Here is a 20,631-nt window from a genome sequence, read left to right as displayed (position 1 = left end):
AACGCGCGCGTGGTCTCCAGCTGGATCCTGCTGCTGGTCTCGGTTGCCTATGCCGCGCTGCTGTTCGGCGTGGCGTGGTGGGGTGACCGTCGGCCGATGTATCCCGACCGGCCGTGGCTGCGGCCGGTGGTCTACAGCCTGGCGCTGGCCGTGTACTGCTCGTCGTGGACCTTCTACGGCGCGGTCGGCACCGCCGTGCGCAACGGCGTGGGCTACCTGCCCATCTACATCGGCCCGCTGCTGCTGCTGTTGTTCGGCTGGCGCATCATCGAGCGCCTGGCGCTGATCGCACGCAGCCAGAACGTAGTCTCCATCGCCGATTTCATCTCCTCGCGCTTCGGCCGCTCGCGGCGGCTGGCGGCGCTGGTGGCGATCATCGCGCTGATCGGCATCATTCCGTACCTGGCCCTGCAGTACAAAGCGGTGGCGATGAGCCTGCAGGTGTTGACCGGCAACACCGGCCCGACCGGCTTCTTCACTGATCCGGCGCTGTACGTGGCGCTGCTGATGGCGTTGTTCGCCACCCTGTTCGGTACCCGCCAGGTCGATGCCACCGAGCACCACCACGGCATGATGCTGGCCATTGCACTGGAGTCGGTGATCAAGCTGGTGGCGATGGTGGCGGTGGGCGTGTTCGCCTACGTATGGCTCAGCGACCGCAACGAGGCCGTGGTGGAGTCGGTGCATACGCTGTTCACCGGGTTGCCGCCAGTGGGTTTCATCTCGCAGACCCTGCTCAGCTTCCTCGCCATCATCTGCCTGCCGCGCCAGTTCCATGTGGCGGTGGTCGAATGCGGTGATGTGCGCGATGTACGCCGTGCACGCTGGATGTTTGGTGGCTATCTGGTGCTGATTTCGGCGATGGTGCTGCCGATCGCCACGGCCGGTGTCAGCCTGTTCGGCGTGGGCAGCGGCGTTGCCGATGACTCGATGGTGCTGGCGCTGCCGTTGGCTGAAGGGCGCAACGCGCTGGCGCTGATCGCCTATGTGGGTGGCTTCTCCGCGGCTACCGGCATGGTCATCGTTTCGTCGATCGCATTGGCCACCATGGTCAGCAACGACCTGGTGATGCCGGTGCTGCTGCGTCGCAGTGGCGACCACCAGGAAGCGGCCGACGTTGCCTCGCGGGTGCTATGGATCCGACGTCTTGCGATCTTGCTGCTGGCGCTGATGGCCTACAGCTACTACCGCAGCAGCAGCAATGACAGCACGCTGGCCTCTTACGGCCTGATGGCGTTTGCCGCTGTGGCGCAGTTCGCGCCGGGCCTGATTGGCGGCCTGTACTGGCGCGGTGCCAGCCGCCGCGGTGTCGAGACCGGCATGCTGCTGGGCTTTGCCACCTGGCTGTACACGTTGTTGCTGCCGGCGATGACCATGGCCGGCTGGATGGATGCCGGCTGGGTGCAGGACGGCCCGTTCGGTATCACCTGGCTGCGTCCGCAGCAGTTGTTCGGCATGACCGGGTGGGACCCGCTGACCCATGGCACGTTCTGGTCGCTGCTGGTCAATGCGGCAACGATGATGCTGGTGTCCGCGCGCTGGCGGCCCGGCGTCGACGAGCGCCTGCGCGCCGCACCCTTCCTCGATCCGTATGCCGAACGCCCGTCGGTGGCGGGTGGTTGGCCGGGTCACGTGCACGTGGGCGATCTGCTGGCGCTGGCTTCGCGCGTAGTCGGCGAGCGCCACGCGCGGCGCTCGTTCTTCGAGCAGGCACAGTCGCTGGGCCGTGAGCTGCAATCTTCGGCGCCTGCGGACCGCCCCTGGGTACAGTTCACCGAGCGGTTGTTGGCGGCCTCGATCGGCGCGGCATCGGCGCGCCTGCTGCTGACCAGCCTGTTGCGTGGCTCGGGCATGGACCTGGGCGAAGTGGTGGCAGTGCTGGACGAAGCCGGGCAGGAGCTGCGTTTCAACCGCGAGATCCTGTCGACCACGCTGGAGAACATCAGCGCCGGCGTCAGCGTGGTTGATCCGGACATGCGCCTGACCGCATGGAACCGCCGCTACCAGGACATGTTCGGCTACCCCGACGGCATGCTCTACGTGGGCCGCCCGGTGGCCGACCTGATCCGCTACAACGCCGAACGCGGCGAGCTGGGCGAAGGCGATATCGAGGTGCAGATCAATCGCCGCATCGGTTACATGCGCGCGGGGTCACCACATGTGTTCGAGCGCACCCGCAGCGATGGCAAGGTGATCGAGATGCGTGGCCAGGCGCTGCCCGGTGGCGGCTACGTAACCAGCTACAACGACATCACCGATTACAAGCACGCGGAAAAAGCACTGCTGGAGGCCAACGAGACGCTGGAACAGCGCGTGGCCGAGCGCTCGCATGAGGCTGAGGTCGCGCAGCAGTCGAAGACCCGTTTCCTGGCGGCGATCAGCCATGACGTGCTGCAGCCGCTGAACGCAGCGCGGCTGTTTGCTTCCGCGCTGCGCGACAGTGATCACGTGAGCGACGAGCAGAAGCATCTGGCCGAACGCGTGGATGCGTCGCTGCGTGCGGCCGAAGAACTGCTTGATGGCCTGCTGGACGTGTCGCGGCTGGATGCCGGTGGCCTGCACCCAGTGATCGGCGAGTTCGACGTGAGCGCGCTGATGCGCGAACTGGCCGCGCAGTACACCCCGGTCGCCGCCGGCCGTGGCCTGCGCCTGGACCTGTTCGCGCGCCCGGCATGGGTGCGCAGTGACCGCCGCCTGCTGCGCCGCGTGCTGCAGAACTTCCTGGCCAATGCGCTGCGTTACACCCGCCAGGGCCGCATCGTGCTGGACGTGCGCCAGCGCGGCGACGAAGTGGAGCTGCAGGTCTGGGATACCGGTCCTGGTATTCCCGAGCACCACATGCGGCAGATCTTCGACGAGTTCCACCGCTACCAGCAGCCGTTCGACTGGGGTGAGCAGGGCCTGGGCCTGGGCCTGTCGATCTGCCAGCGCATCTCGCGCCTGCTCGATCATCGCCTCAATGCGCGCAGCCGGGTCGGCAAAGGGTCGATGTTCTCGATCATTCTGCCGCGGGTGGCGCCGCTACCGGGCTACACCGAACTGGCCGCGCCGGTACAGCCCGTCGCCGCGCCGGTGCGGAGCGATTCGTTGGCGGGCCTGCGCGTGCTGTGCGTGGACAACGACGAAGAGATCCTCGACGGCATGCGCGCGTTGCTCGGCCGCTGGCAGGTGCAGGTGATTACGGCATCGACGGTGGATCAGGCGCTGGAGAAAGTGGCCGAGCGGCCGCAGGTGATGCTGGTGGACTACCACCTGCACGACCGCATGGACGGCCTGGATGCGCTGGTGGCGCTGCGTGAAGCCGCCGGTTACCCGCTGCCGGGTGCGTTGTTGACTGCCGATGGCCGCGATGAGCTGAAGCGGATGGCACGTGAGCGTGGCTACCGCGTGCTGACCAAGCCGATCAAACCGGCTTCGCTGCGCGCCTTCCTGGGCGCGTTGCGGGATGCAGGCAACAGCGATGCCTGATAGCAAGTGTAGAGCCGAGCCAACGCTCGGCTCCTGCGCGAGGCATGGTGTTCCGTGGTTCGGTCGAACAGCAGCCGAGCATTGGCTCGGCTCTACAGAAATCCAGTTGTGCGGGCCCTCCGTAGCGCCGAGCCCATGCTCGGCTTCCGCGCGCTGCACGGTGCTGATATAGCCATCGCTATACAAACCAGCCCTGCCTGCGCGTTTCGCTGGAAATGCGCCACGCGCGGATCGCGGTGCTAAGCTTCGCGTCCCCTTGGGGAGTAGCCGGATTCCTTCGCAGGAATCGTCCACGTCAACATACTCGGCCAGTGCGCCGTGGCGTGGACAACCATGATGGTTGGCGAGACCAGCGGCCCGCGCGCGCAACGTCAGGTTGGGCGCGAGCGCAGGCCGTGCGTCCGTCCTGGCCCGACCTCAGTCACCGCCCATGTCCCCCATTTCGATCCTCCTGATCGGCTTTGCCATGTCCACCGATGCCTTCGCCGCTGCAATCGGCAAGGGTGCGGCCATGCGCAAGCCGGTGTTCCGCGACGCACTGCGTGCCGGCATCATCTTCGGCGTCATCGAGGCGATCACGCCCATCATCGGCTGGCTGCTCGGTCGGGCCGCCCTGCAGTACGTCGAAGCCTTCGACCACTGGATCGCCTTCGGCCTGCTCGGCGCGCTGGGCATCCACATGATCTACAACGGCCTGCGCCCGGACAGTGCCGAGGACGACGAAGACCCCTCGCAGCACCACGGCTTCTGGAAGCTGGCACTGACCGGCTTCGCCACCAGCATTGACGCGATGGCGGTGGGCATCGGCCTGGCCTTCATGGACGTGCATATCGGCGTGATGGCTGCGGTGATCGGCCTGTGCACGCTGACCATGGTCACCGTCGGCATCATGCTCGGCCGCGTACTGGGCAGCATGGTCGGCAAGCGTGCCGAGATCATCGGCGGCGTGATCCTGGTGATCATCGGTGCGACGATCCTGTACGAACACCTGCACGGCGTGGGGTAACACCTGCCCCTGTAGAGCCGAGCCCATGCTCGGCTGCTTCGAGCGGCAGCCGAGCATGGGCTCGGCTCTACCTCAGGGTATTGGCTGACAAGCCTTGCGGTGTTGAACTGATGGAAGGGCTGTCATGCGTGCCATAGCCTCTTCGCATGGCCAGTCCCGCACTCCGCCTTGGTCGCTGGTCGCAGACCGGCAATGTCTACGCGATCACGGCTGTGACACGCGCACGCCGTCCTTGGTTCGACGACAAGGCCAACGTCGATCTGCTGATCGAAGCGCTGCGCACCGTAGAGCGAACGGGGCGGACCTCCTCCCTCGCCTGGGTGGTGATGCCGGATCATCTACATTGGCTGTTCGAACTCCGTACCGGCACGCTTGCCGGCTGCATGCAGATCCTCAAATCACGGAGCGGGCGTTCCATCGGCAGGCACGCTGATGCCAACGCGCCGATCTGGCAGCCGGGATACTACGATCATGCGCTGCGCAGCGATGAGTGCCTGCGCACGCAGGCGATGTACATCGCGGCCAATCCCGTGCGTGCTGGGCTGGCCACGCGCATCGGGGAATACCCCTATGTGTGGAGTCGATGGCCGCTTGAAGCGTGATCTGGAACCTGGCGAAGAGCAATCGAGCATGGGCAGGCTCGGCTCTACAAAGGCAGGTGCTGTGGGGTCCTGTAGAGCCGAGCCTGCGCTCGGCTCACGCGCGTAGCGCGGGCTTCAGGCGAACAGCAGCCGAGCATGGGCTCGGCTCTACAGCGGAGGTCTCAATCTTCTTCCGGCGGCAGCACGATGGCGTCGTCGTCGATCGCCAGCTTGCCGGCCATCAGCACGGCCTGGGTGCGGTTGGTCACGCCCAGCTTGCGCAGGATCGCGGTGACGTGGGCTTTGATCGTTGCTTCGGAGACGTTGAGGTCGTAGGCGATCTGCTTGTTCAAGCGACCGGCGCCCAGCATCTGCAGTACGCGGAACTGCTGCGGGGTCAGCTCGCGCAGGCGCTGGCCGACTTCGCGTTCTTCGCTGCCGGTGGGCGGCACGTTGTGCGCTTCCGGCGGTGCCCAAGTCTCGCCATCGAGGATGGTGCCCAGAGCATGGCCGATGGTGTCCGAATCCGCAGACTTCGGAATGAAGCCCAGCGCGCCGTGGTCGAGCGCGCGGCGCATCACCGTCGCCTCTTCGCGCGCGGACACCACCACCACCGGCAGGTGCGGATGCAGCGAGCGCATGTGCACCAGTGCGTTGAAACCCTGCGCACCGGGCATGTTGAGATCCATCAGGACCAGGTCGGCGTCGTTGTGCTGGTCGGCCAGCGCGTACAGCGCTTCCACGCTGTCGGCCTCGAACAGCTGCACGCCGGGGATAACCCGCTGCACGGCCCCACGCAGGGCTTCGCGGAACAGCGGGTGGTCATCGGCAATCAGGAGGGTGGTCATGGGTCGAGCTTATCGATCAGGAAAAAGAGCGACGTGATGGCAGGTACAGGACGGGTCGGACACGGCCGGGTCCCTCCTCCCGGCCACGTCCCTGGCGCGTCCTGCGCCTGCAGTCACGCCATCAGCGCACCTTGCGCTCGTCCACCAGCGACGCCACCACCGACGGATCGGCCAGGGTCGAGGTGTCGCCGAGCTGGTCCGGCGCGTTCTCGGCGATCTTGCGCAGGATGCGGCGCATGATCTTGCCCGAGCGGGTCTTCGGCAGGCCCGGTGCCCACTGCAGGTGGTCCGGCGTGGCGATCGGGCCGATCTCCTTGCGCACCCAGGCGACCAGTTCCTTCTGCAGTTCATCGTTGGGGGTCTCTTCGGCCACCAGGGTGACGTAGGCGTAGATGCCCTGGCCCTTCACGTCGTGCGGGAAGCCGACCACAGCCGCTTCGGCCACCTTCGGGTGCGAGACCAGCGCGCTTTCCACTTCGGCGGTGCCGATGCGGTGGCCGGACACGTTGATCACATCGTCGACGCGGCCGGTGATCCAGTAGTAGCCGTCTTCGTCGCGGCGGCAACCGTCGCCGGTGAAGTAGCTGCCCGGGTAGGTGCGGAAATAGGTATCGATGAAGCGCTGGTGGTCGCCGTACACCGTGCGCATCTGGCCCGGCCAGGAATCACGGATGATCAGGTTGCCCTCGGTCGGGCCGTCCTGGATCTCGCCATCGGCATTGACCAGCGCCGGCTGCACGCCGAAGAAGGGCAGGGTGGCCGACCCCGGCTTGAGGTCCATCGCGCCGGCCAGCGGCGAGATCAGGATGCCGCCGGTTTCGGTCTGCCACCAGGTATCGACGATCGGGCAGCGGCTGTCGCCGACCACCTCGTAGTACCAGCGCCAGGCTTCCGGATTGATCGGCTCGCCGACGCTGCCGAGCAGGCGCAGCGACGCGCGCGAGGTCTTCTTCACCGGCTCCTCGCCTTCGCGCATCAACGCGCGGATGGCGGTGGGGGCGGTGTAGAAGATCGACACCTTGTGCTTGTCGATCACGTTCCAGAAGCGCGACGTATCGGGGTAGTTCGGTACGCCCTCGAACATCAGCGAGGTGGCGCCGTTGGCCAGCGGACCGTACACGATGTAGCTGTGGCCGGTGACCCAGCCGACGTCGGCGGTGCACCAGTAGATGTCGTCCTCGCGCAGGTCGAACACCGCTTCATGGGTGTAGGCCGCGTACAGCAGGTAACCGCCGGTGGTGTGCAGCACGCCCTTCGGCTTGCCGGTGGAACCGGAGGTGTAGAGGATGAACAGCGGGTCTTCCGCGTTCATGCGTTCCGGTTCGCAGGTGGACGGCTGGCTGTCCACCACATCGTGGAACCAGCGGTCGCGCGGGGCCTGCATGTCCACCGCGCCGCCGGTGTGGCGCACCACCAGCACGGTTTCCACCGTGTTCGTGCCCGGCAGTTTCAGCGCGGCATCGACGTTGGCCTTCAGCGGAATCTTTCGACCACCACGCAGGCCCTCGTCGGCGGTGATGATCAGCTTGCTCTGGCAGTCGCTGACGCGGTCGGCGATCGAGTTCGGTGCGAAGCCACCGAACACCACCGAGTGGATCGCACCGATGCGCGCGCAGGCCAGCATGGCCACCGCGGCGTCGACGATCATCGGCAGGTAGATGGTGACGCGGTCGCCCTTCTTGACCCCGAGGTTGCGCAGCGCGTTGCCGAGGCGGCAGGTGCGCTCGTACAGCTCGCGATAGGTCACGTGCTGGGCCGGTGCATCCGGGCCGTCCGGCTCGAACAGCAGGGCGGTCTTGTCGCCGCGCGTTTCCAGCTGGCGGTCCAGGCAGTTCACGCTGGCATTGAGCTCGCCATCTTCGAACCACTTGATGTGGAAGTCGGACAGGTCGTAGCTGACGTTCTTGATCTTGGTCGGCTTGCGCATCCATTGCAGGCGCTCGGCGGCCTTGCCCCAGAAACCATCCGGGTCGGTCACCGACGCCTGGTACTGCTGTTCGTACGACGTCTTGTCGATGCGTGCCTTGGCGGCGAACTGCGGATCGACGGGGTAGATATCAGCCATGGCACCCTCACTTGCACGTTGACTTTGTATGTGCGGTCGCAGCATCGCAACGACCGATCCCCCTCAGTTTGCCCCATCCACCCCCGGCCGCGTCACCACCTTGGTTAGACCATGGTCGAAAGTGAGCGTCCTGCAGGGCCGGGTTCGACCAATGGCCAATAGCCGCTGTGCGTGAACGCCCCGCAGTCTCGGCTCGACCGTGCCCCACGCGCGGCATCACCTTGCCACTTGGGAGAGAGGGCAACATGAGCCACCGTACGTTGAAAGCCGTGCGCACACCTTTGGCGGCCTGCCTGTTGGTCGCCCTGGTCGCACCGGGCATGGCGTTCGCAGAGACCGCCAAAGAGAAAGCGCTGGAAGCACGCGTTGCCGAACTGGAACGCCAGGTCCAGCTGCTGCTGTCCTCGCAGCAACAACAACAGACCCAGATCAGCCAGACCCAGCAGGCGGTGACCGAAGTCCGCACGGTGCAGGCCGAGCAGAAGCCGGTCGCCTCTGTGCCGGCAGGCAAGCAGCCGATCCAGGTCACCACCATCACCCCGGGCGCGGCGCCGGGCACCACGGTCAAGATCGGTGGCTTCATCAAGGCCGACTTCCTGGCCACCCAGACCAGCGATGGCCAGCTGGCCGACGACGCCACCGGCCGCTCGCTGTACCTGCCGGGCCAGACCCCGGTGGAAGGCGCCGGCGGCAGCGGCAAGCGTTCGGGCACCGATTTCAACGCCCACGCCAAGTTCTCGCGCTTCAACCTGGGCATCGACAACGTGAGCGAATCGGGCAACAAGGCCGGTGCGTTCTTCGAGATGGACTTCTTCGGCAACTCGCTGGGCAACCAGACCGCCACCAATACCTACGGTGTGACCCTGCGCCACGCCTACATGTACTGGAACAACTGGATGGCCGGCCAGACCTGGTCCAACTTCATGGATGCGGCGTCGCTGCCGGAAGCGGTCGACTTCGTCGGCCCCACCGATGGCGTGATCTTCGTGCGACAGGCCCAGGTGCGCTACACCCAGGGCGGCTTCAGCGTCGCACTGGAAAACCCGGAAACCACCACCCTCACCGGTACCCGCAATCCGGTCACCGGGGCCTGGACCAACGCCAGTGCCAACTCCGACCGTGGCAGCCTGCCCGACCTGACCCTGCGCTATGGCTGGAAGGGCAACTGGGGCACCTTCGGTGTCGGCGGCATCGTCCGTCAGCTGAAGGTCGACAACCAGGCCACCGGCGCCAAGGCCGACAAGGTGGCTGGCGGCCTGACACTGGGCGGCAAGTGGGTGATGGGTGACAGCGATTCGCTGCACTACCAGCTGACCGGCGGCGAAGGCATCGCCCGCTACATCGGCTTGGGCATCACTGCCGACAGCGCCTACGACGTGGCCCGCGACGAGCTCAACCCGACCGGCGTGCTTGCTGGCTACGTGGGCTGGCGGCATGCGTTCTCGCCGAAGCTGCGCACCAACCTGATCTACGCGCGCAGCGACTACGACAACGACAGCATCCTCGGCCCGCTGGTGACCAAGAGCGTGCAGAGCATCCGCGGCAACATCTTCTACTCGCCGCTGCCCAAGGTCGATATCGGTGCCGAGCTGATGTACGGCCGTCGCGAAGTGGAGAACGGCAACAAGGGTGACATCACCCGATTGCAGTTCACCACCAAGTACAGCTTCTAAAGGAGTGCCGACCAAGGTCGGCACCTACAGAGATTGTGTGCCGACCAACGGTCGGCACTCACCAACAACGATTGCTTCGGAGGGGAAGCGTCCCATGTCCAGTACACCCAGCACCGCACACAAAGCGGGCACCCTGACCCAGGGCCACAAGAAGGTCATCTTCGCCTCGAGCCTCGGTACGGTCTTCGAGTGGTATGACTTCTTCCTGTACGGCTCGCTAGCCGCCATCATCGCCAAGCAGTTCTTCAGCGGTGTCAATGAAACCACGGGCATGATCTTCGCCCTGCTGGCGTTCGCCGCCGGCTTCTTCGTGCGCCCGTTCGGCGCGGCCTTCTTCGGCAGCCTCGGCGACCGCATCGGCCGCAAGTACACCTTTCTGGTCACCATCCTGATCATGGGCATCTCGACCTTCCTGGTCGGCGTACTGCCCAACTACGCTTCGATCGGTTTCGCCGCGCCGGTGATCCTGATCATCCTGCGCCTGGCCCAGGGCCTGGCGATGGGCGGCGAGTACGGCGGTGCTGCCACCTACGTGGCCGAGCATGCGCCGGACGACAAGCGCGGCCTGTACACCAGCTTCATCCAGTGCACCGCCACGCTCGGCCTGTTCATGTCGCTGCTGATCATCCTGGGCTGCCGCTACTTCCTGGGCAATGAAGCCTTCGAAGCCTGGGGCTGGCGCATCCCGTTCCTGGTCTCGATCCTGCTGCTGGGCGTGTCGGTATGGATCCGCCTGCAGCTGAGCGAATCGCCGCTGTTCCAGCAGATGAAGTCCGAGGGCAAGGGCTCCAAGACGCCGTTCCGTGACAGCCTGAAGGGCGGCAACCTGAAGCTGATGCTGCTGGTCCTGCTCGGTGCGGCGGCCGGCCAGGCCGTGGTCTGGTACGGCGGCCAGTTCTACGCGTTGTTCTTCCTCAGCAGCATGCTGAAGGTTGATGCCACCACCTCCTACCTGCTGATCGCGGCGGCGCTGGCGCTGGGCGTGCCGTTCTTCATCTTCTTCGGCTGGCTGTCCGACCGTATCGGCCGCAAGAAGATCATCCTGGCCGGCTGCCTGCTGGCGGCTGTTACCTACATCCCGATCTTCAAGGGCCTGACCCACTTCGCCAACCCGGCCATCGAAGAAGCCCGCAGCAGCTCGCCGGCGCTGGTCGTGGCCGATCCGAACACCTGCTCGTTCCAGTTCGATCCGGTGGGCCTGCGCAAGTTCACCAGCTCCTGCGACGTGGCCACCGCCGCGCTGACCAAGGCCGGTGTGCCGTACGACGTGCAGCCCGCCGCCGCCGGTTCGCTGGCGATGGTGAACGTGGGCAGTGCCAGCGTCACCTCGTATGAGGCCGCTGGCCTGACCAAGGAAGAAGGCAAGGCCAAGGCCGATGCATTCGGTGCGGAACTGAAGACTGCCCTGACCACCGCCGGTTATCCGGCCAAGGCCGATGGCGCCCGCATCAACATCGCCGGCACCATCTTCATGCTGTGGCTGCTGGTGCTGTACGTGACCATGGTCTATGGCCCGATCGCCGCCTACCTGGTCGAACTGTTCCCGACCCGCATCCGCTACACCTCGATGTCGCTGCCGTACCACATCGGCAACGGCTGGTTCGGTGGCTTCCTGCCGGCGATCTCGTTCGCGCTGGTGGCCGGTACCGGCAACCTCTACTACGGCCTGTGGTACCCCATCATCATCGCGCTGATGTCGGTGGTGATCGGCGGCCTGTTCCTGCGTGAGACCAAGGACGTGGATATCACCAAGTAACCGGTGGGTTCCATGCAGTGAAGGAAAGGCCGCGGTGCAGACCGCGGCCTTTTCGTTTCCCTGTAGCGCCGAGCCATGCTCGGCGACCGCGCAAAGCGCGGCACAAAATTCCGCAGACGCGAACAGACAGCACTCAATGCCGTAATCGCGGTTGACAGGCATCCGAAGCCACAGCCCGTATCTGACCCCATCGAGACGTGCAGCACCCCGTATAGTCGGCCCATGACCACCACCGCCCCAGCCGACATCCTGCACACCCTGCGTAGCGCCTGGCAGTCGCAGCGCCCCACGCTCGACCAGCGCGAAGCCGACCTGCGCCGCCTGCGCGAAGCGTTGAAACCGCGCCTGGACGAGATGGCCCAGGCCATCGCCGAAGACTTCGGCCACCGTGCCCACGTCGAATCGAAACTGGCCGATGGCATGAGCGTGCTGTCGGCGATCGACCACCTGCGCCGTCACCTGCGGCGCTGGTCGAAGCCGCAGCGCGTCGGTGCAGGCTGGAAACTGTGGCCGGCGCGCGCGCAGCTGCGGCCGACGCCGCTGGGCGTGGTCGGGGTGATCTCGCCCTGGAACTACCCGGTCACGCTGGCATTGGTGCCTTTGGCCACCGCCATCGCCGCCGGCAACCACGTATTGCTGAAGCCTTCGGAACACACTCCGCGCACCAGCGCGTTCCTGGCCGATCTGCTGGCCAGCGTGTTCCCGCCCGATCGGGTGGCGGTGGTGCAGGGTGGGGCGGACGTGGCGGCGGCGGTGTCCTCGCTGCCGCTGGACCATCTGTTGTTCACCGGCTCGACGGCGGTCGGCCGCAAGGTGATGGCCGCCGCCGCCGAACATCTGGTACCGGTCACGCTGGAACTGGGCGGCAAGTCGCCGGCCATCGTCTGCCGTGATTTCCCGTTGGATAGAGCCGCCGCGCGGCTGGCCACCGGCAAGTGGTTCAACGCGGGCCAGACCTGCATCGCGCCGGATTACGTGCTGATCGATACGGTCCGCCAGCGCGAGTTCGTACAGGCGCTGCAGCAGCAGGTGCGCGAGCGCTATGGCGACTTCAGCGATGCCGACGACTACACCCGCATCATCAATGAAGGCCAGTACCGGCGCCTGCAGGGCTACCTGGCACAGGCGCGGCAGCGCGGGGTGCCGGTGATTCCGCTGGCGCAGGTGGACGACGCGCGCGCCGACCGCGAGCGCCTGCTGGTGCCGACCGTGGTGCTGGACCCGCCGGACGACCTGGACCTGATGCGCGAGGAGATCTTCGGGCCGATCCTGCCGGTGCGGGCCTATCCGGACCTGGAGGCGGCGCTGGCCGACGTGCTGTCCCGCGACCGGCCGCTGGCGCTGTATCCCTTCAGCCACGACACGGCGACGGTAGAGCGCATCCTCGGCCAGGTGGTGGCCGGCGGGGTGACGGTGAATGACACGCTGCTGCACTTCGCCGCCGATGGATTGCCGTTTGGTGGGGTGGGGGCCAGCGGCATGGGCGCGTACCATGGCCGGGCCGGGTTCGATGCGATGAGCAAGCGGCTGCCGGTACTGTGGCAGTCGCGCTGGGCCGCCAGCGACCGGCTGCGTCCGCCGTACTCGAAGATTGCGGGGTTGTTGAAGCTGCTGGTGCGGTGATCGGGTTCCGGTAGGTGCCAACCTTGGTTGGCACAGGGTGATTGCCGGCGCCAACCAAGGTTGGCGTCTACCGGGGTATAAGGGCGCCCATCAAGGCCCACCCGGGTAGAATGCCCCCATGAAGATCGCCTCGTGGAACGTCAATTCGCTCAATGTCCGCCTGCCGCACCTGGAGCAGTGGCTCAAGGAGTTCGGCCCGGACATCGTCGGTATCCAGGAAACCAAGCTGGAGGACCACAAGTTCCCCGATTCGGCGCTGATCGCCGCGGGTTACCGCAGCGTGTTCGCCGGCCAGAAGACCTACAACGGCGTGGCGCTGCTGTCGCGTGAGCCTGCGCAGGACGTGCAGATCGGCATTCCCGGCTTCGAGGACGAACAGAAGCGTGTCATCGCCGGTACCTTCGGCGACCTGCGTGTGATCAACCTGTACGTGGTCAACGGCCAGGACATCGGCACCGACAAGTACGAATACAAGCTGCGCTGGCTGGAAGCGGTACATGCCTGGATCGCCGAAGAACTGCAGCGGCACCCGAAGCTGATCGTGATGGGTGACTTCAACATCGCCCCGGACGCGCGCGACGTGCACGACCCGGAGGTCTGGAACGACAACCACATCCTGACCTCCACCGCCGAGCGTGGCGCATTGAACAAGCTGTTGCAGCTGGGGCTGCACGATGGCTTCCGCCTGCATAACGACGAGGCGGGCACCTTCAGCTGGTGGGATTACCGTGCGGCGGGCTTCCGCCGCAACCTGGGCCTGCGCATCGACCTGACCCTGGTCTCCGACGCGCTGAAGGGCAGTGCGGTGGCCTCGGGCATCGACCGCGAGCCGCGCACCTGGGAACGCCCGAGCGACCATGCGCCGGCGTGGGTGGAAGTAGAGTCGAGCTTGCTCGACTGATCTCCCATGCAGTCGAGCAAGCTCGGCTCTACAGAACGGGGCCCGACAATTGCCGGGCCCGTTCTGGAACATCTGCCGGCCCGTGGCCGGCACTACCCTCAGATCACCGTATGCTCTTGCGGGTGAACAGGTTGACGATCGCCAGCAGGATCACCGCACCGATCAGCGAGAACAGGAACGTGCGGAGGGTGATCGCTTCGTTGATGCCGCCGCCGAACAGCCAGCCGGAAATCAGCGCGCCGACGATACCCACCACGATGTTGAGGATGATGCCCTGCTGGGCATCGCGCTTCATGATGATGCTGGCCAGCCAGCCTACGATGCCGCCGACGATCAGCCAGATGATGATGCCCATGATCGAACCTCCGGTGGGGAACTGTGACCAGTTGACGCGCATGGCCGTGAACCCGTCGTGCAATTGCGTGATGGGCGCGTGCGGATGAGCCTGCCAGCCACCCTCGACGGCCCGTGGCGCTTCGGTCCGGTGACGGTCTGGCGCCGCCCGCACGTGCCGGGCCACCGCGGTGAACCGCAGGCACGGCAGGTGCTGGCGCAGGCATTGGGCGCCGACCCGGAGACGCTGCCGCTGGTCCGCGACGACAAGGGCCGGCCGGAACTGAGCGGCGCGCTGGCCCATTACGGCACCGGCTGGAGCCACAGCGGCGAGGTGCTGCTGGTGGCGCTGGGCGAAGGCGTGCGGCTGGGTGTGGACCTGGAGCTGCTGCGGCCGCGGCCGCGCCTGCTGGAGATCGTGCAGCGCTTCTTCCATCCCGAGGAGGTGGCCTGGCTGCAGAGCCTGGATGAGGCCGGGCGCGAGCACTGGTTCTTCCGCGTGTGGTGCGTCAAGGAAGCCATCCTTAAGGCGCACGGGCAGGGCATCTCGTTCGGCCTGCACCGGCTGCAGCTGGCGCCGGGGGCCGATGGTGCCCTGCATCTGCGCTGGTGCGACCCGGAACTGGGCGAGGCCGCGCGCTGGCACCTGCACGAATGGCAGGCCACCGGCCAGTTCCGTGCGGCGTTGGCCTGGTATCCGCACTGAAGCGGGGAATCAGCGCGCAAAACCGGCGATAATGTCGGCATGAGCGAACACCCACTTCCCGCCAGCGTGGCTGCCACGCTGGAACAGGGCCTGGCCAGCATGGGCCTGGACGCCGCGCTGGCGCCGCCGCTGCTGCGCTACCTGGCCCTGCTGCACCGCTGGAACGGCACCTATAACCTCACCGCCATCCGCGATCCGCAGGAGATGGTCACCCGCCACCTGCTCGACTCGCTGGCGATGCAGCCGTTCGTGGCTGATGGCAGCCTGGCCGACCTTGGCACCGGCCCCGGGTTGCCTGGCATCCCGCTGGCGATCGCCTGCCCGGGCCTGCAGGTCACCCTGGTCGAGAGCAACGGCAAGAAGGCGCGCTTCATGCGCGAGGCCGTGCGCCAGCTGGGTCTGGACAATGCCCGCGTGGCCGAATCGCGTGCCGAGGCGCTGGACGAGGCCGGCCGCTACGACCAGCTGACCGCGCGCGCGATGGACACCCTGGCCGGCATCGTCCGCGTTGGCGGCCACCTGCTGCGCCCCGGCGGCGTACTGCTGGCCATGAAGGGCGTCTACCCGCATGAGGAGATCGCGGACCTGCCGGCGGGCTGGCAGGTGCGCGAGGTGACCCCGTTGAGCGTGCCCGGCCTGGCCGGCGAACGCCACCTGGTCACTGTTACAGGCCCCTGATTCCCGCCGCCAGCCCTTTGTGGAACAACGGGTTGGCGATCCACGATTTCCGCAAGGGGCCGGTTGTACGCATAATGACCGGTCCCAGCACACGTCGACGAGGCACACCCGCATGGCCCGCATCATCGCCATCGCCAACCAGAAGGGTGGCGTCGGCAAGACCACGACCGCCGTCAACCTGGCCGCTTCCCTGGCCAACGCACCCAAGCGCGTGCTGTTGGTCGACCTGGATTCGCAGGGCAACGCGACCATGGGCAGTGGCGTGGACAAGCGTGAGCTGGTCTCCTCCACCTACGATCTGCTGCTGGGCGAGTCCAGCGCCGCCGATGTGCGCGTGCAGACCGCCGAAGGCTACGACCTGCTGCCCGGCAACATCGACCTGACCGCCGCCGAGATCCAGCTGATGGCGCAGAGCGAGCGCGAGCAACGGCTGAAGCGTGCGCTGGCACCGATCCGCGATGAGTACGACTACATCCTGATCGACTGCCCGCCGGCGCTGTCGCTGCTGACGCTCAATGCGCTGGCCGCCGCCGATTCGGTGATCGTGCCGATGCAGTGCGAGTACTACGCGCTGGAAGGCCTGAGCGCGCTGGTGGAAACCATCGAAGCGCTACGCGCCAACCTCAACCCGGCGCTGGAGATCGAAGGCGTGCTGCGCACCATGTTCGACGTGCGCAACAACCTGGCCAACGCGGTCTCGGCCGAGCTCACCGAGCACTTCGGCGACCGCGTGTTCCGCACCATCGTGCCGCGCAACGTGCGCCTGGCCGAAGCGCCGAGCCATGGCCAGAGCATCGTCGGCTACGACCGCGCCTCGCGCGGTGGCGTGGCCTACCTGGGCCTGGCCGGCGAGATCATCCGCCGCAACAACGAACGCAACAAGGCCGCCAAGGCCGTGGAGACCGTCTGATGACCAGCAGCAAGCCGGCAGCCAAGAAGCGAGGCCTCGGCCGTGGCCTGGATGCGCTGCTGGGTCCCAAGGGGGCGGTCAGCCAGGTGCAGGCCACCACTGCGGTGATCGAGCCGCTGCCGGGTGAAGTGCTGCGCAAGCTGGCCGTGGGCCAGCTGCAGCCGGGCAAGTACCAGCCGCGCCGCGAAATGGACGAGGGCAAGCTGTCCGAGCTGGCCGACTCGATCAAGTCGCAGGGCGTGATCCAGCCGATCCTGGTGCGCCAGCTGCCGGCGGGCAACTACGAAATCGTCGCCGGTGAGCGCCGCTGGCGCGCATCGCAGCTGGCCGGCCTGGACGAAGTGCCGGTGGTGGTGCGCGAACTGGAAGACCGCACCGTCATCGCGATGGCGCTGATCGAGAACATCCAGCGCGAAGACCTCAACCCGCTGGAAGAAGCCGAGGCGCTGCAGCGCCTGATCAGCGAGTTCACCCTGACCCATGCCGAGGCCGCCGAGGCCGTCGGCCGCTCGCGCGCGGCGGTGTCCAACCTGCTGCGCCTGCTGGAGCTGCCGGTGGCCATCCGCCTGCTGCTGGAAACCCGCCGCCTGGAAATGGGCCACGCCCGTGCGCTGCTGACCCTGGCCCCCGAGCTGGCCGGCAAGCTGGCGCAGGAAGCGGCCGATGAAGGCTGGTCGGTGCGCGAGGTCGAGCGCCGTGCGCAGGCCTTCGCGGCCGGCAAGGTGCCGAGCAACCGCCCGGCGGCCACGCCGAAGGTGCAGCAGGCAGACATCGCCTCGCTGGAGACCGAGCTGTCCGAAGCGCTGGGTGCCAAGGTGGCGATCAGCCACGGCCGGGGCGGCAAGGGCAAGCTGATCATCCACTACACCGATCTGGATACCCTGGACGGCGTGCTGGAAAAACTGCGCACGCGCCAGGGCTGAGCCCGGCGCAGCGCCAGGGGATGCGGCCTGTTCCTGCCGCGTCCTGTAGATGACAGGGAACGCACCGCCGCGCGCGCCGTGGGAATGCACTGCCTTCCGGTCCGTGGCCTCATCCAGGGAACAGGACATGAGCAACGAATACGAGGACGTCAGCCCGGACGGCACCCAGATACTGGTACATCGCCGCGAAAAGGACTTCGTGCTCGCCACCGGCGAAGAACAGCACATCGAGGCGATCAGCGCCCACCTCGAACGCCATCTGGGCCCGGTGTCCGGTGTCTTCCACGAGATCATCTCCGACCTGGTGCACATCGACGTGCACGTGGTGCCGGCCAATGAACACTGTCCGTACCTGCGCCTGGTCACCTCCGGCATGAGCGACCTGCCGATGACCGTGCCCGCCGAGGTGGATGCGGACGTGCCGCGCTACATGGAGCTGATGGTGACCCTGCCGGCCGACTGGCCGATGTCCCAGGATGCCTTCGAGGACGAACGCAATTACTGGCCGGTGCGCCTGCTGAAGGGCATGGCGCGGCTGCCGCACGAGTACGACACCTGGCTGGGTTTCGGCCACACCATTCCCAACGGCCATCCCAGCGAGCCCTACGCGCCGGGCGTGGGTTTCGACGGCGCCATCGTGCTGTCGCCGGTGACCGCCCCGGAGGACTTCGCCACGCTGGCGCTGGAGGACGGCAAGACCATCAGCTTCATGAGCCTGGTTCCGCTGTACCCGGAAGAGATGGACCTGAAGCTGAAAAAGGGCGCCGAGGTGCTGCTCGACCGCTTCGATGCGAAGAAGATCAAGGACGTGATCGAACCCGGCCGCGCCAATGTGGCGAAGAAGCGTTTCGGGCTGTTCTGAGCCCGCAGCGTATCCTCTGCACCTGTACTCATTGATTTCCAGGCAACTGCAATGACCATCCTGCTCACCGGCGCTGCCGGCTTCATCGGTGCCTACACCGCCCGCGCGCTGCTGGAGGCGGGCCAGCCGGTGGTCGGCCTGGACAACTTCAACGATTACTACGACCCGCAGATCAAGCGCGACCGCGTGGCCGCGCTGTGCCCGACGCTGGACCTGCGCGCATTGGACCTGACCGACCGCGAGGGCCTGGCGGCACTGTTCGACGAAGTGCAGCCGACTGCGGTGATCCACCTGGCTGCACAGGCCGGCGTGCGCTATTCGCTGGAGAACCCGCACGCCTACGTCGACAGCAACCTGGTCGGCTTCGTCAACATGCTCGAACTGTGCCGTCACCGCGGCGTGCAGCACCTGGTGTATGCCTCCAGCAGCTCGGTCTACGGTGATTCGGCCACGCCGCCGTTCTCCGAGGACCAGCGCGTGGACCAGCCGCGTTCGCTGTATGCAGCGACCAAGGCCGCCAACGAGCTGATGGCCTACACCTACGCACAGCTGTACGGACTGCATGCCACCGGCCTGCGTTTCTTCACCGTGTACGGTCCCTGGGGCCGGCCGGACATGGCACCGCTGCTGTTCTCGCGCGCGGTGCTGGCCGGGCGGCCGATCGACGTGTTCAACGAAGGCCGCATGCAGCGCGACTTCACACATGTTTCCGACATCGTGTCGGGTATCCTCGGCGCCCTCGCGCATCCGGCCGACGGTCCGGTGCCGCACCGGGTGTTCAACCTCGGCAACCATACGCCGGTCGAGCTGGAGCGCTTCATCAGCGTGATCGAGCAGGCTGCCGGCCGCCCCGCGCAGAAGGTCTACAAGCCCATGCAGCCCGGTGACATGGTGCGCACGATGGCCGATACGCGGCGCGCCCATGACGCATTCGGCTTCGACGCGGTGACCCCGATCGAAGAAGGGCTGCCGCCTGTCGTGCAGTGGTGCCGCGAGTACTTTGGCGACCGCGCCTGAGGACGGATCCTCACGCCACCGGGTTCATCTTCGGATAACCTCGGTTTCGGAGAATGCGCGGTCTTTGTCCCCCCTTGGCCGAGTGCCTTATGAGCCAACCCGAGCTTTCCGTTGTCGTCCCGGTGTTCAACGAGCGCGACAACGTCGCCCCGCTGGTTGCCGAAATCACCGCTGCGCTGCGTGGCCGGCTGCCGTTCGAGATCGTCTACATCGATGATCACTCGCGCGATGACACCCTGGCGGTGCTGCAGGGCCTGAAGGCGACCACGCCGGAACTGCGGGTCCTGCACCACGTGAACCAGAGCGGGCAGAGCACGGCGGTGCGCACCGGGGTCAAGCACGCGCGTGCACCGTGGATCGCCACCCTGGATGGCGATGGCCAGAACGATCCGGCCGACATTCCCAAGCTGCTCGCCGCGCGCGACGCTGCCGAGGCGCAGGTGAAGCTGTTCGCCGGCTGGCGCGTCAAGCGCCAGGACAGCGGCAGCAAGCGCTGGGCCAGCAAATGGGCCAACGCCATCCGTGCACGCATGCTGCGCGACGATACGCCCGATACCGGCTGCGGCATCAAGCTGTTCGAACGCAGCGCGTTCCTCGACCTGCCGTACTTCGACCACATGCACCGCTACCTGCCGGCGCTGATGCAGCGCGCCGGCTGGAAGACCACCAGCGTGCCGGTCAACCACCGCCACCGTACCGCCGGCGTCTCCAAGTACAACAACCTGGGCCGTGCACTGGTCGGCATCCGTGACCTGCGCGGCGTGGCCTGGCTGATCACCCGCAGCAAGCGCACCGCGGTGGAAGAGCGGTGATGGGCCTGGAACTGCACTGGCTCGACCAGCCGCTGACCTGGCTGTACTGGACCGGCCTGCACGTGACCGGCTGGAAGCTGATCGGCTACACCGGCGCGCTGATGTTCGGTGGCCGCTGGCTGGTCCAGTTCATCGCCTCCAAGCGCGCCGGCAAGCCGGTGATCCCGCGCCTGTTCTGGTACATGAGCGTGGTCGGCAGCCTGATGACGCTGAGCTACTTCCTGTTCTCGGCCAAGCAGGACTCGGTGGGCGTGCTGCAGAACCTGTTCCCTGCGTTCACCGCGCTGTACAGCCTGCAGCTGGACATCAAGCACCGGGGCTGGAAGCGGGATAAGGCCAGCCACTAGGTCTTCGGAGCCCCATCCGGTAGGTGCCGACCTTGGTCGGCACATCTGTATCCGGGCCCGGCCCATCCACGCATGGCGTGGATCTACTGCATGCCCGGCAGCCGTGCCGGGTAGCTGCCAAC

The 20,631-nt window shown here is 66.5% G+C and carries 18 protein-coding genes and 1 riboswitch; of the genes, 15 read left to right on the top strand and 3 right to left on the bottom strand.

Features of this window, described 5'->3' with window-relative positions:
* Positions 1–9 precede the first annotated feature (9 nt).
* The 3 genes from R1H25_RS10050 (at position 10) to R1H25_RS10040 (ending at position 5,076) form a co-directional block, all read left to right on the top strand.
* A complete protein-coding gene (locus tag R1H25_RS10050) occupies positions 10–3,468 on the top strand; it encodes a PAS domain-containing hybrid sensor histidine kinase/response regulator (RefSeq protein ID WP_317223501.1) in 3,459 nt (1,152 codons plus the stop codon).
* A 252-nt stretch (positions 3,469–3,720) separates the two neighbouring features.
* Positions 3,721–3,810: riboswitch (yybP-ykoY riboswitch) on the top strand.
* An 88-nt stretch (positions 3,811–3,898) separates the two neighbouring features.
* Entirely contained in the window at positions 3,899–4,474 is a 576-nt protein-coding gene (locus tag R1H25_RS10045) for a manganese efflux pump MntP family protein (RefSeq protein ID WP_032957840.1), read from the top strand.
* A gap of 146 nt (positions 4,475–4,620) precedes the next feature.
* Complete coding sequence (locus R1H25_RS10040) at positions 4,621–5,076, top strand: transposase (RefSeq protein ID WP_317223500.1); 456 nt, start codon at positions 4,621–4,623, stop codon at positions 5,074–5,076.
* Positions 5,077–5,237: 161 nt separating this feature from the next.
* Here the strand turns inward: R1H25_RS10040 and R1H25_RS10035 are convergent, their stop codons facing one another.
* Both R1H25_RS10035 and acs read right to left on the bottom strand, forming a co-directional pair.
* Positions 5,238–5,903 carry a response regulator transcription factor gene (locus R1H25_RS10035; protein WP_006477308.1) on the bottom strand — a complete coding sequence of 222 codons (666 nt, stop codon included), beginning with the start codon at positions 5,901–5,903 and terminating at the stop codon, positions 5,238–5,240.
* Positions 5,904–6,024: 121 nt separating this feature from the next.
* Complete coding sequence (acs, locus tag R1H25_RS10030; protein WP_317223499.1) at positions 6,025–7,968, bottom strand: acetate--CoA ligase; 1,944 nt, start codon at positions 7,966–7,968, stop codon at positions 6,025–6,027.
* 245 nt (positions 7,969–8,213) lie between these two features.
* Between acs and R1H25_RS10025 the strand changes: the two genes are divergently transcribed.
* The 4 genes from R1H25_RS10025 to xth all read left to right on the top strand — a co-directional run bounded on the left by R1H25_RS10025 (position 8,214) and on the right by xth (position 13,921).
* On the top strand, positions 8,214–9,641 hold the full coding sequence (locus R1H25_RS10025) for a DcaP family trimeric outer membrane transporter (RefSeq protein WP_049443822.1): 1,428 nt from the start codon (positions 8,214–8,216) through the stop codon (positions 9,639–9,641).
* Between the two features lie 94 nt (positions 9,642–9,735).
* Positions 9,736–11,397, top strand: a complete 1,662-nt coding sequence (locus R1H25_RS10020) for an MFS transporter (protein WP_317223498.1) — start codon at positions 9,736–9,738, stop codon at positions 11,395–11,397.
* 222 nt (positions 11,398–11,619) lie between these two features.
* Positions 11,620–13,020, top strand: a complete 1,401-nt coding sequence (locus R1H25_RS10015) for a coniferyl aldehyde dehydrogenase (RefSeq protein WP_317223497.1) — start codon at positions 11,620–11,622, stop codon at positions 13,018–13,020.
* Positions 13,021–13,138: 118 nt separating this feature from the next.
* A complete protein-coding gene (gene xth / locus R1H25_RS10010; protein WP_049443816.1) occupies positions 13,139–13,921 on the top strand; it encodes an exodeoxyribonuclease III in 783 nt (260 codons plus the stop codon).
* A 103-nt stretch (positions 13,922–14,024) separates the two neighbouring features.
* Here xth and R1H25_RS10005 read toward each other — a convergent pair whose 3' ends face one another.
* Positions 14,025–14,276 (bottom strand): GlsB/YeaQ/YmgE family stress response membrane protein, encoded by a 252-nt coding sequence (locus R1H25_RS10005; protein ID WP_014648887.1) that lies wholly within the window; start codon positions 14,274–14,276, stop codon positions 14,025–14,027.
* A gap of 84 nt (positions 14,277–14,360) precedes the next feature.
* On the opposite strand from R1H25_RS10005, the gene R1H25_RS10000 reads away from it, so the two are divergent.
* The 8 genes from R1H25_RS10000 to R1H25_RS09965 all read left to right on the top strand — a co-directional run bounded on the left by R1H25_RS10000 (position 14,361) and on the right by R1H25_RS09965 (position 20,509).
* Positions 14,361–14,960, top strand: a complete 600-nt coding sequence (locus R1H25_RS10000; protein ID WP_154349880.1) for a 4'-phosphopantetheinyl transferase superfamily protein — start codon at positions 14,361–14,363, stop codon at positions 14,958–14,960.
* Positions 14,961–14,999: 39 nt separating this feature from the next.
* Positions 15,000–15,638, top strand: a complete 639-nt coding sequence (rsmG, locus tag R1H25_RS09995; RefSeq protein WP_049436024.1) for a 16S rRNA (guanine(527)-N(7))-methyltransferase RsmG — start codon at positions 15,000–15,002, stop codon at positions 15,636–15,638.
* Between the two features lie 112 nt (positions 15,639–15,750).
* Entirely contained in the window at positions 15,751–16,548 is a 798-nt protein-coding gene (locus tag R1H25_RS09990) for a ParA family protein (protein ID WP_032128472.1), read from the top strand.
* Complete coding sequence (locus R1H25_RS09985) at positions 16,548–17,471, top strand: ParB/RepB/Spo0J family partition protein (protein ID WP_049443811.1); 924 nt, start codon at positions 16,548–16,550, stop codon at positions 17,469–17,471. Before R1H25_RS09990 ends, R1H25_RS09985 begins: the two co-directional genes overlap by 1 nt.
* Before the next feature lie 127 nt (positions 17,472–17,598).
* Positions 17,599–18,333, top strand: a complete 735-nt coding sequence (locus tag R1H25_RS09980; RefSeq protein WP_317223496.1) for a suppressor of fused domain protein — start codon at positions 17,599–17,601, stop codon at positions 18,331–18,333.
* A 51-nt stretch (positions 18,334–18,384) separates the two neighbouring features.
* On the top strand, positions 18,385–19,350 hold the full coding sequence (locus tag R1H25_RS09975; RefSeq protein WP_088028054.1) for an NAD-dependent epimerase/dehydratase family protein: 966 nt from the start codon (positions 18,385–18,387) through the stop codon (positions 19,348–19,350).
* 89 nt (positions 19,351–19,439) lie between these two features.
* Positions 19,440–20,162: a glycosyltransferase family 2 protein gene (locus R1H25_RS09970; protein ID WP_317223495.1), complete on the top strand. Its 723-nt coding sequence runs from the start codon at positions 19,440–19,442 to the stop codon at positions 20,160–20,162.
* On the top strand, positions 20,162–20,509 hold the full coding sequence (locus R1H25_RS09965) for a lipid-A-disaccharide synthase N-terminal domain-containing protein (protein ID WP_043399630.1): 348 nt from the start codon (positions 20,162–20,164) through the stop codon (positions 20,507–20,509). Before R1H25_RS09970 ends, R1H25_RS09965 begins: the two co-directional genes overlap by 1 nt.
* Positions 20,510–20,631: the final 122 nt, after the last annotated feature.

Origin of the sequence: Stenotrophomonas veracruzanensis, assembly GCF_032911525.1 — a bacterium.
Lineage (GTDB): Bacteria > Pseudomonadota > Gammaproteobacteria > Xanthomonadales > Xanthomonadaceae > Stenotrophomonas > Stenotrophomonas africana.
The sequence above is the reverse complement of the archived record's forward strand: the minus strand, read 5'-3'. Positions and strand labels throughout refer to the sequence as shown.

Excerpts from the sequence above, each read along its gene's own strand:
- R1H25_RS10045 (WP_032957840.1), top strand. The coding sequence starts at position 3,899 with ATGTCCCCCATTTCGATCCTCCTGATCGGCTTTGCCATGTCCACCGAT.
- R1H25_RS10040 (WP_317223500.1), top strand. The coding sequence starts at position 4,621 with ATGGCCAGTCCCGCACTCCGCCTTGGTCGCTGGTCGCAGACCGGCAAT.
- R1H25_RS10035 (WP_006477308.1), bottom strand. The coding sequence starts at position 5,903 with ATGACCACCCTCCTGATTGCCGATGACCACCCGCTGTTCCGCGAAGCC.
- acs (WP_317223499.1), bottom strand. The coding sequence starts at position 7,968 with ATGGCTGATATCTACCCCGTCGATCCGCAGTTCGCCGCCAAGGCACGC.
- R1H25_RS10025 (WP_049443822.1), top strand. The coding sequence starts at position 8,214 with ATGAGCCACCGTACGTTGAAAGCCGTGCGCACACCTTTGGCGGCCTGC.
- R1H25_RS10020 (WP_317223498.1), top strand. The coding sequence starts at position 9,736 with ATGTCCAGTACACCCAGCACCGCACACAAAGCGGGCACCCTGACCCAG.
- R1H25_RS10015 (WP_317223497.1), top strand. The coding sequence starts at position 11,620 with ATGACCACCACCGCCCCAGCCGACATCCTGCACACCCTGCGTAGCGCC.
- xth (WP_049443816.1), top strand. The coding sequence starts at position 13,139 with ATGAAGATCGCCTCGTGGAACGTCAATTCGCTCAATGTCCGCCTGCCG.
- R1H25_RS10005 (WP_014648887.1), bottom strand. The coding sequence starts at position 14,276 with ATGGGCATCATCATCTGGCTGATCGTCGGCGGCATCGTAGGCTGGCTG.
- R1H25_RS10000 (WP_154349880.1), top strand. The coding sequence starts at position 14,361 with ATGAGCCTGCCAGCCACCCTCGACGGCCCGTGGCGCTTCGGTCCGGTG.
- rsmG (WP_049436024.1), top strand. The coding sequence starts at position 15,000 with ATGAGCGAACACCCACTTCCCGCCAGCGTGGCTGCCACGCTGGAACAG.
- R1H25_RS09990 (WP_032128472.1), top strand. The coding sequence starts at position 15,751 with ATGGCCCGCATCATCGCCATCGCCAACCAGAAGGGTGGCGTCGGCAAG.
- R1H25_RS09985 (WP_049443811.1), top strand. The coding sequence starts at position 16,548 with ATGACCAGCAGCAAGCCGGCAGCCAAGAAGCGAGGCCTCGGCCGTGGC.
- R1H25_RS09980 (WP_317223496.1), top strand. The coding sequence starts at position 17,599 with ATGAGCAACGAATACGAGGACGTCAGCCCGGACGGCACCCAGATACTG.
- R1H25_RS09975 (WP_088028054.1), top strand. The coding sequence starts at position 18,385 with ATGACCATCCTGCTCACCGGCGCTGCCGGCTTCATCGGTGCCTACACC.
- R1H25_RS09970 (WP_317223495.1), top strand. The coding sequence starts at position 19,440 with ATGAGCCAACCCGAGCTTTCCGTTGTCGTCCCGGTGTTCAACGAGCGC.
- R1H25_RS09965 (WP_043399630.1), top strand. The coding sequence starts at position 20,162 with ATGGGCCTGGAACTGCACTGGCTCGACCAGCCGCTGACCTGGCTGTAC.